Source organism: Rhodococcus coprophilus NBRC 100603, from assembly GCF_001895045.1.
GTDB lineage: Bacteria > Actinomycetota > Actinomycetes > Mycobacteriales > Mycobacteriaceae > Rhodococcus > Rhodococcus coprophilus.
On sequence record NZ_BDAM01000002.1, the window covers coordinates 24,577 to 39,836 of the forward strand.

The 15,260-nt window shown below is 66.9% G+C and carries 13 protein-coding genes; 11 read left to right on the forward strand and 2 right to left on the reverse strand.

Going from position 1 to position 15,260, the window contains the following annotated elements; translation table 11 throughout:
• Nucleotides 1-68: 68 nt before the first annotated feature.
• From RDCOP1_RS04485 to RDCOP1_RS04490, 3 genes are all read left to right on the forward strand, one after another.
• Complete coding sequence (locus RDCOP1_RS04485) at nt 69-758, forward strand: MBL fold metallo-hydrolase (protein WP_072698935.1); 690 nt, start codon at nt 69-71, stop codon at nt 756-758.
• Between the two features lie 144 nt (nt 759-902).
• The gene (locus RDCOP1_RS21700) at nt 903-1,037 is read left to right on the forward strand and encodes a hypothetical protein (RefSeq protein WP_255311409.1); all 135 of its coding nucleotides are present in this window, start codon (nt 903-905) and stop codon (nt 1,035-1,037) included.
• Between the two features lie 46 nt (nt 1,038-1,083).
• Nucleotides 1,084-2,241, forward strand: coding sequence for a N(5)-(carboxyethyl)ornithine synthase (locus tag RDCOP1_RS04490; protein WP_072698936.1), 1,158 nt, complete (start codon nt 1,084-1,086; stop codon nt 2,239-2,241).
• 28 nt (nt 2,242-2,269) lie between these two features.
• On the opposite strand, the gene RDCOP1_RS04495 is transcribed toward RDCOP1_RS04490, so the two are convergent.
• Nucleotides 2,270-3,307 (reverse strand): beta-ketoacyl-ACP synthase III, encoded by a 1,038-nt coding sequence (locus RDCOP1_RS04495; protein ID WP_072698937.1) that lies wholly within the window; start codon nt 3,305-3,307, stop codon nt 2,270-2,272.
• Between the two features lie 101 nt (nt 3,308-3,408).
• A complete protein-coding gene (locus RDCOP1_RS04500; protein WP_084722437.1) occupies nt 3,409-3,624 on the reverse strand; it encodes a hypothetical protein in 216 nt (71 codons plus the stop codon).
• Between the two features lie 167 nt (nt 3,625-3,791).
• On the opposite strand from RDCOP1_RS04500, the gene RDCOP1_RS04505 reads away from it, so the two are divergent.
• The 8 genes from RDCOP1_RS04505 (at nt 3,792) to RDCOP1_RS21240 (ending at nt 15,233) form a co-directional block, all read left to right on the forward strand.
• A complete protein-coding gene (locus RDCOP1_RS04505) occupies nt 3,792-5,483 on the forward strand; it encodes an alkaline phosphatase D family protein (RefSeq protein ID WP_072698939.1) in 1,692 nt (563 codons plus the stop codon).
• Nucleotides 5,484-5,791: 308 nt separating this feature from the next.
• Nucleotides 5,792-8,143 (forward strand): xanthine dehydrogenase family protein molybdopterin-binding subunit, encoded by a 2,352-nt coding sequence (locus RDCOP1_RS04510; RefSeq protein WP_072699160.1) that lies wholly within the window; start codon nt 5,792-5,794, stop codon nt 8,141-8,143.
• On the forward strand, nt 8,140-9,015 hold the full coding sequence (locus RDCOP1_RS04515) for an FAD binding domain-containing protein (RefSeq protein ID WP_072698940.1): 876 nt from the start codon (nt 8,140-8,142) through the stop codon (nt 9,013-9,015). The genes RDCOP1_RS04510 and RDCOP1_RS04515 overlap by 4 nt, the downstream gene beginning before the upstream one ends.
• The gene (locus tag RDCOP1_RS04520) at nt 9,008-9,520 is read left to right on the forward strand and encodes a (2Fe-2S)-binding protein (RefSeq protein WP_072698941.1); all 513 of its coding nucleotides are present in this window, start codon (nt 9,008-9,010) and stop codon (nt 9,518-9,520) included. Before RDCOP1_RS04515 ends, RDCOP1_RS04520 begins: the two co-directional genes overlap by 8 nt.
• Nucleotides 9,521-9,587: 67 nt before the next feature.
• Nucleotides 9,588-10,952, forward strand: coding sequence for a cytochrome P450 (locus tag RDCOP1_RS04525; RefSeq protein ID WP_072698942.1), 1,365 nt, complete (start codon nt 9,588-9,590; stop codon nt 10,950-10,952).
• Between the two features lie 196 nt (nt 10,953-11,148).
• Nucleotides 11,149-12,168 (forward strand): DoxX family protein, encoded by a 1,020-nt coding sequence (locus RDCOP1_RS04530; protein ID WP_072698943.1) that lies wholly within the window; start codon nt 11,149-11,151, stop codon nt 12,166-12,168.
• 190 nt (nt 12,169-12,358) lie between these two features.
• Complete coding sequence (locus RDCOP1_RS04535; protein ID WP_072698944.1) at nt 12,359-14,710, forward strand: HelD family protein; 2,352 nt, start codon at nt 12,359-12,361, stop codon at nt 14,708-14,710.
• A 121-nt stretch (nt 14,711-14,831) separates the two neighbouring features.
• Entirely contained in the window at nt 14,832-15,233 is a 402-nt protein-coding gene (locus tag RDCOP1_RS21240; protein WP_143152177.1) for a DUF732 domain-containing protein, read from the forward strand.
• Nucleotides 15,234-15,260 lie beyond the last annotated feature (27 nt).

Sequence of the window (15,260 nt, forward strand, 5' to 3'; positions counted from 1 at the left end):
CGCGGGCACCGACACCGGCCGGGCACGCTTCGCCTCCCCCGCGGGGCCACGACGGTAGGTTTGCCGGTATGACGCAGCAGCCCGTGATCATCGAGGACACCTACACCGGCGATGTGACCCCCGGGGGTCCCGCTCAGCGACGCACCGTCCCCGGCGCCGAGATCGTCAAACTCGCCGTCGGCCCGATGAACAACAACACCTACCTCGTCACCGACACCGCGACCGGAAGATCGGTCTTCGTCGATGCCGCAAACGAACCCGACACCCTCGTGCAATTCCTGCACGACAACGCGCCGCATCTCGAGCTCATCGTCACGACCCACCAGCACTGGGATCACTGGCAGGGACTCGAGCAGGTCGCAGCAGCCACGGGTGTCCCCACCGCCGCGCACTCCCTCGACGCCGGGCCGCTGCCGGTCGCACCCGACCGGATACTCACCGAGGGAGAGTCGATTCGGGTGGGTGAGCTGAATCTCGAGGTGATTCACCTCGCAGGACACACACCGGGATCGGTTGCGCTGGTTCTCACCGAGCAGGGCACCGGCCGGCACCACATCTTCACCGGCGATTCCCTCTTCCCCGGCGGCGTCGGTAAGACACCCGACGACGACGCCTTCCGCTCGCTGATGGACGACGTCGAATCGAAGATCTTCGACCGCTTCGACGACGAAACCGTGTTCTACCCCGGGCACGGCAAGGATTCGACGCTAGGCGCGGAGCGTCCGCATCTCGGCGAGTGGCGCGAACGCGGCTGGTGACGGGCGCTCGTCGCAGGTCATCGACCGGAGCTTCACCACCGGCCGTTCGGCGCCCCGCATTCGAGCCGGAGCGGGGTGTCGAGCCGGTGATCCCGTAGGGTCGGGTGATCAGGACCGTTCAGGTCCTCGAATGAGGGTGGCAGCATGGCCGACAAATCGCCTCGCAGTTCCATGTCCAAGAAGTCCGGCAAGTCGCTGAAGGAAAAGCGGGCCGACAAGAAGTCCGGGTCGAATGCCAAGGCAGACCCCGAGATCGTCGCCCACGTCAAGAAGCGCTGACGCGACTCCCCACGCACCACCCGAAATTGCAGGAGCACAACTACATATGCTCGATCTCGGTGTTCTGGCGCGCTCTCGAAAGAAGAACGAGCGTCGCCTTCCGATCCATCCGCACCATTTCTCTCGCATCGACGAGGATCTGCGTGCACACATCTATCTCGAGCCCGGGTACGGCGAGCCGTTCGGGGTGTCCGACGACAAGATCGAGCCGTGGGTCGCCGGTTTCCGTTCCCGGGATCGGCTGATCGCCGAGTGCGACGTGATCGCCCTGCCCAAGCTCCAGGCGGCCGACCTCGCCGAGTTCCGTGAGGGGCAGACCGTCTGGGGTTGGCCGCACTGCGTACAGGACGCCGACGTCACCCAGCACGCCATCGATCGGCGGCTGACCCTGATCGCCTTCGAAGCGATGAACCACTGGCGCAGCGACGGGAGTTTCGGCCTCCACGTGTTCCACAAGAACAACGAGCTCGCCGGATACAGCTCCGTCGTCCACGGCCTGCAGACCATCGGGTCCACCGGTGACTACGGCCGTCGTCTGCGCGCCGTCGTCATCGGCTTCGGAGCAACAGCACGCGGCGCGGTGACTGCGTTGAACGCGCACGGCATCGACGACGTCCGGGTGCTGACGAACCGGGACGTCGCGGCGGTCGGATCACCGATCCATTCGGTGCAGATCGTCAGGTTCGAACACGACGCCACCGATCCGCACCGAAGTTATGCGCTCACCGACGAGGGCCGGGTTCCTCTCGCGCCGTACCTCGCGGAGAACGACATCGTCGTCAACTGCGTGCTTCAAGATCCCAACGAGCCGCTGACCTTCCTGATCGAGGAGGATCTGGCGGCCTTTGCATCCGGCAGCCTGATCGTCGACGTGTCCTGCGACGCCGGTATGGGTTTCAGCTGGGCGCGTCCCACCTCGTTCACCGAGCCGAGCTTCGTGGTGGGCGACAACGTTCACTACTACGCGGTGGATCACAGTCCCTCGTACCTGTGGAACTCGGCGACCTGGGAGATCAGCGAAGCGTTGCTCCCCCACCTGCGAACGGTCCTGTCAGGCCCGGACGCATGGGACGACGACATGGTCATCGCCCGGGCGATCGAGATTCGCGACGGGGCGATCCGGAATCCGGCGATCACCGCGTTCCAGCACCGCGCCGCCGACTATCCGCACGAGCGGACAGCGGCGGCGTCGTCCGCGCGATGACGGGGTGCCGGACCCGGGCCGGTACTCGCTACACGATCTCGGGCATCCGCACGACCTGCCCGGCATAGGACAGACCCGCGCCGAAACCGAGCAGCAGCGCGAGGTCACCGGGCTTGGACTCACCGGAGCGCAGCAGTTGTTCCATCGCCATGGGGATCGAGGCAGCACTGGTGTTGCCGGTCTCGGCGATGTCGCGGGCAACCGCGGCTGTGCCGGGCAGTCCCAGGGTGCGGACCAGTGCGTCGGTGATGCGGCTGTTGGCCTGGTGCGGCACGAAGGCGTCGAGATCCTCGACCGAGACTCCGGACCGGGTGAGCGCGTCCTTGCAGGCCGACTCCAGGAATGTCACGGCCCAGCGGAACACCGCTGCTCCGTTCATCCGGATGTACGGGCGTACCGGGGCGGGTCCGCCGGCCAGCGCGGCGTCGACCTCGCCGAAATACTGCTGGAAATCTTTGTCTTGCTTGATCGCATCGGTCTGGCTGCCGTCGGAACCCCAGGCGACCGGCCCGATCCCCTCCGAATCCGACGGCCCCACGACGGCGGCGCCGGCTCCGTCGGCGAAGATGAACGCGCACGACCGGTCGGTCGGATCGAGGAGGTCCGACAGTCGCTCCACGCCGATGACGAGAACGTTGCGTGCCTGGCCTGCGCGGACGAGGCTCGACGCGTTGCCGAGCGCGTAGCAGAAGCCGGCGCAGCCCGCGGAGACGTCGTATGCGGCGGTGTTGTGCATGCCCAGTTCCGTGGCGACCACGGCGCCTGCCGAGGGTCCCAGCACCATTTGCGACGACGTGGCGAGTACGACAGCGTCGATCTGATCTGCGTCCATGGAGGCAGCAGCGAGCGCGTCGCGGGCTGCGGCCGTGCTCATCGACACGATGGTTTCGTCCGAGTCCGCCCAGTGGCGTGTGGCGATACCGGAGCGCGTTCTGATCCACTCGTCCGTGGAGTCGATGCGCTCGACGATTTCCGAATTGGGTACGACGCGACGCGGGCGGTACACCCCCAAGCCGAGGAGGGCGGTGTGAACTGTGGGCGGTGCGGTGGTGATGTGTGCGGGCATCCGCACATCTTGCACCTACGGCGGCGCAAACGGGTGCGGTTCCGCGGCATCGCCACCGACCGGCAACCTGCCGTCGACTCCCGGCAGGATTCCGGCCCGCCCTACTCCCGGTCCGTTCCGGATTCGTCCTCCGCGTTGTCTTCGTCGGGCTCGGCAAACGCAGTACCCGAAACCATGCCGTCGGTACCCGGCACGATCTCGGTCCGCCGCACACCGGGTTCGTACATTTTGCGGATCTTCTCTGCCTTCTCCGTGGCCTGCCGCTTCGCGTCCTCGTCGAGGTTGTCCCAGTCGCTTTCGTCCTGGCCGTCGTCCACGCCGGGCTCCTCCTCGTTGCGCACTCGGCCGGGCCGTGCGGTCCGGCCTCATCAGAGTCCTCCCGATTCCGTTTCCCCGGGCCCGTTTCGCGGGGATCGATTCTCACGAGCCGGTACGATTCGGTCGCATCAGGCCTCGCTCCTGCGAACTCCCGGCACGGTGAACCATGGCGGCACTTCTGCTCGGCCCCGTCCTCAGACACGTCGGCTCGACGGATGCGACGGTCTGGGTTGAAACGTCCCGGCCTTGCACCGTGAAGATCCTCGGTCGTTCCGAACCGACCTGGTCGGTCGCAGGGCACCACTACGCCCTCGTGATGATCGAGGGGCTGGAACCGGGTTCCACCACGCCGTACACCGTCCACCTCGACGACATCGAAGTCTGGCCGGCCGCGGACGGTGCCCCATCGGTCATCCGCACCCTCGGCGACGACGGCAGGTTCGATCTCGCGTTCGGGTCGTGCCGGGTCGCCACCACCGAGGACGAACCCGATGATTCTCTCGGCGCGGATGCGCTCGTCGTGTATGCGCAGCGTATGAAGACGCAGTTCCGTGAGTCGTGGCCGGATGCTTTGGTGCTCCTCGGCGACCAGGTGTATGCCGACGAGTTGTCGCCCGACATCCTGCGCCGCGTGGGTGAGCGGCACCACCTCGACGAACCGCCCGGACCCCAGGTGCGGGACTTCGAGGAATACACCTGGCTGTACGCCCAGTCGTGGTCGGACCCAGAGGTGAGGTGGCTACTCTCGACGGTGCCGACCTCGATGATCTTCGACGACCACGATGTGCACGACGACTGGAACACTTCGCAGTCCTGGCGTGCGGAATTCGAGGCGAGCAACTGGTGGGAGGAACGCATCGTCGGTGCGCTCATGTCGTACTGGATCTATCAGCACCTCGGGAACCTTTCGCCGGACGAGCTGAAGTCGAACGACCTGTACGCGAAGGTCCGCGGATCTGCCGGTGACGCGACCGCGATTCTCCGCGCGTTCGCCTCCGACGCCGACGAGGAAGCCGACGGCGGCGGCGGGGTGCAATGGTCCTATCGCCGGGATTTCGGGGCGGTGCGTCTTCTCGTGATCGACTCGCGTTGCGGGCGCGTGCTCACCTCGGAGCGGCGCGAGATGGTGTCCGATCCGGAGTTCGGCTGGATCGAAGACCAGACGGCCGGCGACTACGACCACCTTCTGGTGGGAACATCGTTGCCCTGGCTGCTCCCCCGAGCGCTGCACGACGCCGAATCCTGGGACGAGCGGTTGGCATTCGGTGAGCGGGGTCCACGGCTCGCACGCTGGGCGGAGGCTCTGCGCCGCGGCGCCGATCTCGAACACTGGGCGGCGTTCCACGACTCGTTCGACCGTCTTGCCCGACTCTTCGGCGCCGTTGCCCGCGGCGACCGCACAGGTCCGTCCGGTACCCCACCGGCGACGATCTGCGTACTGTCCGGCGACGTCCACCACGCCTACGCGGCACAAGCGCGTTTCACTTTTCCGACGGACTCGCTGGTGTACCAATTGACATGTTCACCGCTCCACAATCGCGTTCCGGCGGTGGTGCGGGCCGGGTTCCGGGCGGCGTGGAGTCGCACTGCGGAACGCTCGGTAAGGGCATTGCTCCGGCTCGTCGCTCCCGTGCCCCGATCTCCGGTGGAGTGGGATCGGATCGCCGGCCCCACGTTCGGCAACCAGATCGCGACTCTCCGGTTGGACGGTCGAGCCGCTCGGGTGTCGGTGGAACGGACCACCGGCAGCGGTGCCTCAGCGCCCCATTTCGAGGTCGTGGCCGATCTGGTTCTCTCCCCGGGCGGAGCGAATGCGGACACGGCGCGCACGAAGTCTGCGAACCGAGCGGACACATGAATTACATGTGAATGTAATTCTCCCGAAGCCGTAATGTCGTATTCGTCCACGACATACTCTGTTGACACTATGCAGTCGCCGATGTTAGACATTCTGCGCAGGGCCCGGATTCGACGATCGACCCCTCCCCGATTCGGCTCGCGGGGTGCCGGCCTCCGCGCATGTTGCCGCTCATATTCTCGAAACCGTTGGGGCACAAGCCTTCAGCGGACGCCTGACGGACAGTCCAGGTGAACGGAGAACTGCCGCATGACACCTTCACCATCGTTTACCCGCATGTCATCCTCCGCGTTGCGACGAGCACCGCGATGACCCGGACGCAGGCTCCCCCGGCGACCGGCGTCGTCGGCACTTCCGTTCCGCGAATCGAAGACCTTCGCTTGGTCACCGGGGCCGGCACTTTCGTCGACGACGTGACCCGCCCCGGCATGGTGCACGCCTGCTTTGTGCGAAGTCCGTTGCCCCGCGCGCGAATCGGCAGCGTCGACGCGTCCGCGGCACTGCAACTCGACGGCGTCTTCGCGGTCTACACCGCAGCAGAACTCAATACCGTCGCGCACCAGATCTCGTACGCACTCGACATGCCGGGTATGCCGCCGGTACCGCGGCCGCCGCTCGCCGAAGAAGAGGTGCGGTTCGTCGGCGACCCGGTCGCCCTCGTCGTCGCCGCCGACCGGTACATCGCCGAGGACGCCGCAGAGCTTGTGGAGGTCGAGTACGAACCGCTCGAGCCGGTACTCGACTACGTCACCGCGGACACGTCCCCGCATCTCGTGCATGCCGGCTTCGCCGGTAACTCTGCCGGTGAGATGGCAGGCCGCCCGGCGTCGGATCTCGATCCGATCTTCGACAGTGCCGCACACGTGGTGCAGCAGCAGATCTTTCAGCAGGCCTATCTCCCCGTTCCGATGGAGACCCGTGGCCTGGTGGCGGAGTGGTCGGCGTCGACAGCCGAGATGACCGTGTGGATCTCCACCCAGTCACCCCACGAAGTGCGCGGCTTCTGTGCCCGCCTGCTCGGCATCGACGAACACCGGGTACGGGTGGTCGCGCGCGACACCGGAGGTGGTTTCGGACTGAAGGTCGCGCCGCTGCGCGAGGAGATCTGCGTCCAACTCGCAGCACGCAAACTCGGCACCGCCGTGAAGTGGATCGAAGATCGTCAGGAGAACCTGATGTCGTCGGGCATGGCGCGCCACGAGCACGCGGACGTCCGGATGGCGTTCGACGCGGAGGCCCGGATTCTCGCGGCGGGAATGGATCACGTGCAGAACGTGGGTGCCTATCCCACTCCGTCGCCGCTCACCGCAGGAGTCGTGGTGGGCATGTTGTTCCCCGGCCCTTATCGCGTCCCGGATGCATCCTTCAGCGTGAAGTTCCACTATTCCAACACCGTCGGGCGGCTGGCCTACCGTGGTCCGTGGCAGTTCGAATCCGTCGCTCGCGAAGTGCTTCTCGATCATGCAGCCCGCCGCATCGGTATCGACCCCGTCGAACTCCGGCGGCGAAACATGATCCGGCGCGAGGACCTGCCCGCGTTCAATCCGCACGGTATGCCCCTCGACCACATCTCCCCGCTGGAAACGCTCGAGCAGGCCGTGGCGATGCTGGGCTACGAGGACTTCCGGGAGGAGCAGAAGCGAGCCCGCACCGAAGGCCGGTACTTGGGCGTCGGCACGTGCACCTACGTCGAGCCGACCACGGGTGGAACCTCGTTCCACAGCACCGAGGGCGCCACCATCCGGATCGAGCCGACCGGCAAGGTCAACGTCTACGTCGCGGGCGGCTCCGCAGGAAACAGCTTGGAGACGACGGTCGTCCAGCTGACGGCGGATGCGCTCGGGGTCGCGATGGCGGATGTGCGGACCATTCAGGGCGACACCGCGATCACGCCGTTCGGAGCCGGAACAGGTGGCAGCAGATCCGGATCCATGACGGCCGGGGCGATCGCCGAAACGGCCAGGGGCCTGCGGGAGCGGATCGTTGCGATTGCGGCGCACCGCCTCGGCACGGTTCCCGACGAGATCGACTTCGTGAACAGCATCGCCTCGGTGCGAAACGCCCCGGACAAGTCACTGTCGCTGGCCGAAATCGCCGATATTGCCTACTTCCAGGGCGAGGCGCTCCCACCGGGCGTCCCGCCCGGACTGGAGGCGAGTGGACGCTACCGGACACCGCACATGATGATCTGGGCCAATGCCACCCACGTGTGCACGTGCGAGGTGGACGTCGAAACGGGCAAGGTCTCTCTGCTCCGCTACATCGTGAGCGAAGACTGCGGCAAGATGATCAATCCGGCCGTGGTGGAGGGCCAGATATGCGGCGGCACCGTCCAGGGAATCGGCGGCGCACTGTACGAACACCTCGCCTACGACGACAGCGGCAATCCCGTGGCCACCACCTTCATGGACTACCTGCTGCCCACCGCGTCCGAGATTCCCGTCATCGAAATCGGGCACGTGGACACCCCGAGCCCCGGGCCCGGGAACTTCAAGGGCGTAGGGGAAGGCGGGGCGATCGGCGCGACCCCCGCGGTTCTCAACGCGGTGGCGGACGCTCTCGCTCCGTTCGGAATCGAACTGTCGCAGTTGCCACTGTCCCCTTCCGCCGTGCTGCGGATGATCGACGAGGCCCGCGCCGCCGGAAAGGGCACCGAATGAAGCCGGCCGCGTTCGACTATCACGCACCGGAGACCGCCGCCGAGGCGGTCGATCTCCTCGCCGAACTCGGGGACGAGGCCAAGTTCATCGCAGGCGGACAGAGCCTGATGCCGCTGCTCGTCCTCCGACTCGCCGTGTTCGAGCATCTCGTCGACCTCCGGCGACCGGCCGGCCTGCGTGGCATCGACACCGGAACCGGCACCGTCCGGATCGGGGCCACCACCACTCACGCCACCGTCGGCCGCTCCGAGGTGATCGCGCGAGGTGTTCCACTGCTCGCCCGCGCGACCCCACTCATCGGGCACTTCCAGATCCGAAATCGCGGCACGATCGGCGGCTCCCTCGCCCACGCCGATGCGGCCGCGGAGTATCCGGCGGTAGCGATGACCCTCGACGCGGACATCGAAACGCTCTCTCCCCGAGGAACGCGCACGATCCCCGCCGAAGAGTTCTTTCAGGGAATGTGGACGACCGCGGTGGAACCGGACGAACTGGTGACCGCGGTGACGTTCCCGGTGTGGACCGGCCGGTGCGGATACGCAATCGAGGAGTTCACGCGCCGCAGCGGCGACTTCGCGGTGGCAGGTGCCGCGGTCGCGGTCCGCGTAGATGCTGACGATCGCATCGAGCGGTGCGCGATCACGGTTTTCGGCATGGGCCCGGCGCCGATCCGCGCGCGGGCGCTCGAAACCGATCTCGTCGGACGCGGAGCGTCGACGATCTCCGCACGCGATGTCGGCCACGACGCGACCGCACACCTCGACGCGGTTCCGTCGGACGGTCACGGCACGGACGGGTATCGGCGCCGCGTCGGGGCCGCGATGGTAGCTCGCGCGTGGACGCGCGCGGTGGAGGAGGCACTCGATGACTGACGTCGAAATCCGTGTCCGCATCAACGGCGCGACCCGCCACGACCGCATACCGCCGCGGTTGACACTCGCCGACTACCTGCGCGAACGGTGCGGCCTGACGGGCACGCATCTGGGATGCGAGCACGGCGTGTGCGGGGCGTGCACCGTCCTGTTCGACGGCGAAGCCGTGCGCGCCTGCCTGATCTTCGCGGTCCAGGCCGACGGCGCGGAACTGACCACCATCGAGGGCATCGCCGGGGCAGACGGGGAACTGTCCCCCGTCCAGGCCGCCTTCCGGGACGAGCACGGACTCCAGTGCGGCTTCTGCACACCGGGGTTCATCGTCTCGGCGACCGCATTCCTTCGCGAGAACCCGACGCCGTCCGACGAGGAGATCCGGGAAGCGATCTCGGGCAACCTGTGCCGCTGCACCGGTTACCAGGGCATCGTCCGCGCGGTGCGCGCCGCCGCCGGCGAACACGATCCCGACGGTTCGGTCGACACCGTCACCGCAAACAGCACCTGACACACAACGAGGAGTACCGAGTGAAATCGATCCCGGCCGAACGCCCGCGTACCGCGAAGGACCTGTCGTGACCACCGACGAGGCACCCGTCGACAAGGACCGGAAAAGCTCACGGTGCCATTTCGACCGCCACACCCCCGAATACCGGCATCACTTCGAGGAGATCACCGAGGATCTTCACTCTCGGTGCCCTGTCGCATGGACCGACACCTACGACGGGCACTGGGTGGCCAGCGGCAGCGACGAAGTCTTCGAACTCGCACGTAGCCCGTATGTGTCCAACGACCACGATGTGCACGGAGTCCGGCGCGGCTACAAAGGAATCTCGATTCCCACCGCGCGTCGCGCCGTCATGGTGCGCGGCGGAATCCTCGAGATGGACGACCCGGAGCATCGCATCTACCGGCAGGTCCTCAACCCCTACCTGTCTCCCGCTGCCGTGAAGCGCTGGGAACCGTTCATCGACGAAGTGGTCCACGCCGCGCTCGACGAGAAGATCGAAAGTGGACACATCGATTTCGTCGACGATCTCGCCAACATCGTGCCCGCGGTGCTGACCCTCGCCATGCTCGGTATCCCGATCGAGAAATGGTCCGTCTACAGCGAACCGGTGCACGCGTCTGTCTACACGCCGGAGAACTCGCCGGATGCCGAGCGGGTCGCCGAAATGCATCGCGCGATGGGCATCGACCTGCTGTCGAATCTCGCCGAGATCAAGGCGAACCCCCGCCCGGGACTCGTCGACGGGCTCGTCGCGTTGCGCATCGACGGCGAACCGGCACCCGATCTCGAATTGCTCGGCATGCTCGGTTTGCTGATCGGGGGTGGCTTCGATACGACGACGGCTCTCACCGCCCACTCTCTCGAGTGGTTGTCGGAGAATCCCGGTAGGCGTGAAATGCTCGATCGTGATCGTGAGCGCCTGCTCGACTCGGCCACCGAAGAATTCCTGCGCTTCTTCACGCCTGCGCCCGGCGACGGGCGCACCGTCGCCGCCGACTTCGAGATCGGTGGCACCGAGTTGCGCGAAGGAGAGCGACTGTGGCTGTCCTGGGCGATGGCGAACCGTGACGCGACGGTCTTTCCCGATCCGAACGAGATCGTCCTGGATCGGAAAGGGAACCGGCACTTCAGTTTCGGTCTCGGAATCCATCGCTGTATCGGCTCCAACGTCGCCCGGACCGTGTTCAAGTCGATGCTCACCGCGGTGCTCGATCGTATGCCGGACTTCCGATGTGATCCCGAGGGGACGGTGCATTACGACACCATCGGCGTGATCCAGGGCATGCGGCACCTGCCCGCGTCCTTCACTCCGGGGCCCCGAAAGGGTCCTGGCCTGAGCGCCACGCTCGAGAAGCTGCAACGGATCTGCGACGAGCAGCAACTCGCCGCCCCGGTGACCGCCCGTCCGGAGGTCGCGCGCATCGATTGATGCGACGAGTGGCGTGTTCGGGGCGGGTGCGAGCCCCGCGAAGTTCGGATTATTTCGGTTTTCCGTCCGGTGCGAATCCGGCTTCGGCGCTGAAACGGGCATCCCGGGCGGCACTCCGGGATGCGGGGGCATATTCCGGCAGTAGTGGGGGTACACGGGTTGCGGTGGCAACACACCCGACAACGGGAGGAATTACATGATCGTCCGGAGACTCGCGAGGCCGATGCTCGCGTCCATTTTCATTGCCGGGGGCGTAGACGCCCTCCGCAATCCCGCTCCGCGGGCGAACGCAGCCCAGCCCGCGCTGGATCAGGCGGTGAATGCGCTGCCCGCCTCGGTCACCGATCGGCTCCCGAGCAACCCCGAGACGCTGGTCCAGCTCAACGCCGCCGTGCAGATCGGTGCCGGCGCGCTTTTCGCGCTCGGTAAAGCACCGCGACTCTCGGCACTTGCGCTCGCAGGTTCACTCGTACCGACCACCGCCGTCGGACACGATTTCTGGAACGCTCAGGATCCGGAAACCCGTTCCAGGCAGCGCACCGAGTTCATCAAGAGCGTCAGCTTGCTGGGCGGGCTTCTCATCGCCGCGGTGGACACCGAAGGAAAACCGTCGCTCGGCTGGCGTGGCCGTCGCGCCGCGCGACGCGCGCAGGCTTCCGTGGCCGCCGCGCTCCCCCTCGTGGCTGCCGATCGTGGCACGTCCGACGCGTTCAGCAATGTGGCCGATCGCGTGAAGTCGCTCACCGGTGAGGCAGCCGAGCAGGGCGGCCATCTGCTGGACGTCGCGAAGGAACGCGGCCCCGTACTCGCCGAGGTGGCGAAGGAACGCGGCACCGACATCCTCGAGATCGCGCGCGACCGTGGACCGGTTCTCGCGGAGCGCGCACGCGAGCGCGGCACCGGTCTCCTCGATATCGCCAAGGAACGGGGCCCGGAGTTCGCCGAAACCGCGCGCGAACGCGGCATCGAACTCCTCGACATTGCAAAGGAACGCGGGCCCGAGTTCGCCGAGGTCGCGCGGGTGCGTGGTACCAAGTTCCTGGATACCGCCCGCGATCGCAGCAGCGAGTGGGCGCAGCTCGCCGACGAGCGTTCGGCGGTCCTCAACGCCAAAGCTCTCGAGGCCGCCGAGAAGGCACGGATCAGCGCCGAGAAGGCACGCAAGCAGGCAGAAAAGACGATCGAGAAGAACCGTAAGGCGCTCGAGAAGCGGTAGAGCCGCTCCGTCACGAGCAACAGCGAGCCGAGCTGTCGGCTTCCGCGGCAGGCACGCGGGTCCCCGGGATCCGCGTGCCTGCCGCTTTGTCTCCGGGTGTTCCTCGACGCGCCTGGGGATCCGACTAGACTTCTCGGGCACTTCCGTCGACGCCTACGCGTTCGATCTGTTTTCTATCCGAGGAGTTCATGTGCCGGCCGATGGCGCGTCCCACCCCGAGCTCGACCATGAGCAGGAATACGTCGCGATGCTGTACCGGCACCTCGACGCCCTGCGCGACTACGCGAAGACACGTCTCACTCGCGTACTCCGGGAGTCGGGCGGTACGCCGCAGGCACGCAGCGAACGCGAGTCGTTCACGCAGATGTACACCGAGGATCTCGCGAAGTACGACGCCGCGGAACACGGACTGTGCTTCGGGCGCATCGACGTGCGCGAGGACTCCACCGACAACGACAACGACAACGACAACAACGACGCCACCGACCACGACGATGCCGACGGTGAACGCCTCGACAGCCGCTACATCGGCCGCATCGGCATCCTGGACGAGGACAACGACTACGAATCACTCCTCCTCGACTGGCGAGCGCCGCAGGCCCGGCCGTTCTACCTCGCGACGCCCGCGACGCCCGACGGTGTCGTGCTGCGTCGCCACATCCGCAGCCGCGGACGGTCGGTGACCGCCCTCAACGACGAGTACCTCGACCTCGACGCTGCTCGTGAGCACTCCGACACCCCGGCCGCAGGCGGCGTGGCAGGCGAGTCGGCCCTGCTGTCGGCACTCAACGCGGCGCGCACCGGGCAGATGCACGACATCGTGGCCACCATCCAGGCGCAGCAGGACGCGATCATCCGGTCCGAGCATCGCAGCGTGCTGGTGGTGCAAGGCGGGCCGGGCACCGGCAAGACCGCCGTGGCGCTGCACCGCGCCGCCTATCTGCTGTACACGTACCGCAAACAGCTCGCGAAGAGCGGCGTGCTGATCATCGGGCCGAACTCCACCTTCCTCGATTACATCGGCCAGGTGCTGCCGTCCCTCGGCGAGACCGGCGTGTTGCTGTCGACCATCGGCGACATGTATCCGGGTGTGAAGGCAACCCTCGACGACACCCGCGAGGCGGGCGAAATCAAGGGCTCGTCGGCGATGATCGACATCCTGAAGAAGGCGGTGCGGGATCGGCAGGAGGTCCCGGCGTCCCCGGTCACCTTGTCCTTCGACACCTATCGCCTCACCCTGGACCGGAAGTCGGTGACGCGGGCGCGCGGGCGGGCACGCTCGTCCCGGCGGCCGCACAACCTCGCTCGTCCGATCTTCGTGTCCGCCGTCATCGAAGCACTCGCAGACCAGCTCGCTTCGATCATCGGCACCGATCTGGTCAACGGCGGCAACCTGCTGAGCCGCGACGACATCGACGACATCCGGTCGGAGATGCGCGCGGACCGGGAGATCGTGTCCGCGATCGATGCCTTGTGGCCGGAGCTGACGCCGCAACAGGTGCTCACGGATCTGCTGGGTTCGCGGGAACGTCTGGCCTCGGCGGCTCCCGGGCTGTCCGACGACCAGATCGACGCGCTGTACCGTCCGCACGGCGGAGGACGATTCAGCGCCGCCGACGCTCCCCTGCTCGACGAGATCGCCGAACTTCTCGGCGTCGACGACGCCGCGGAACGCGAGCGCGCTTCCCGGCGGTGGCGCCGGCAGATCGCCGACGCTCAGGGCGCACTCGACATCCTGACCGGGTCGGCGCCGCAGGATCTCGAAGACGACCTCGATCCCGAACTTCTCATGGCCTACGACCTCATCGACGCGTCGCAACTCGCCGAACGGCAGGACCATCGCCGTCACGAGACCACAGCGGAACGGGCGGCGGGTGACCGCACATGGACATACGGCCACGTGATCGTCGACGAGGCGCAGGAGTTGTCGGAGATGGCGTGGCGGGCGCTGATGCGTCGCATTCCGAACCGATGGATGACGCTCGTGGGTGACACGGCACAAACCGGCGATCCGGCGGGCAGTTCGTCGTGGCAGGAGGTCCTCGAGCCGTATGTCGCGAACCGGTGGAAGAAGGCGGAACTGACCGTCAACTACCGCACTCCGGCCGAGATCATGCGGGTCGCGCATGCGGTGCTCTCGGAGATCGATCCCGAGCAGATCCCGCCCGAGTCTGTCCGCGAATCCGGGTACGAGCCGTGGGCACGGCCGGTTGGCGCCGACATGTTGGCGGAGGCTGTCCTTGAGGCACTCGACGAGGAGTCGGGACCGGGCACGACTGCAGTTCTCGTACCTCCACGGCTGGTACGGGAGTGGGCTCACCTGGCGTCCCCGTCGGTGACGGTGGCTGCCGTCAAAGACGTCAAGGGGCTCGAGTTCGATTCGGTGCTGCTCGTGGAACCGGCCGAGATCCTGTCAGATTCTCCGCGCGGCATGAACGACCTCTATGTGGCGCTGACGAGAGCGACCCAGCGACTCGGCGTGCTGTACACGACGGAACTCCCGCGGGTGCTCGAAGGTCTCGCGGCGCCGGTAGCCAGTTGAACGGTGCCGAGAATCGGAATCGTTCCGTAATGCCGGGACGGTACGGTCCTGTCCACGGTGCCGTCGCTGCGGCTCCCGGCGATACGTGCGTCCGGCACGGAGACGGTGTGAGGTGAAGGTGATGGGACTGTTGCCGATCGGCGCCGCTGCGCGTGTGGGACTGGTCGCCGCGGCGGTGCTCACCGCTGCTGCCTGCTCCGGCAGCACAACCGTCGACCGCGTCGAGGCGGTGGAGACACCCGCTTCGACGGTCCCGGCCGACCCACCGGTGCTGGATGCCCGCGCAACGCGCCTGAAGAACACGTTGGCGGACGCCGGTCTGGTCGCCGACATCCCCGACGAGACATTGCTCGCGGTCGCACGCGGACTGTGCGACCAACTGGCCGCCGGAGTGCCGGAGGAGCGCATCCTCGAGACTGCCCGGCCGCTGGCGTCGTACGCCGCGGAGGCGACGCACACGGCGGTGCCGGACGACGACGCCGCCCGGCACTATGTCGAGATCACCCGCGACACCTACTGCTGACCTCCACCGGTCACCCGGAAGGTATCC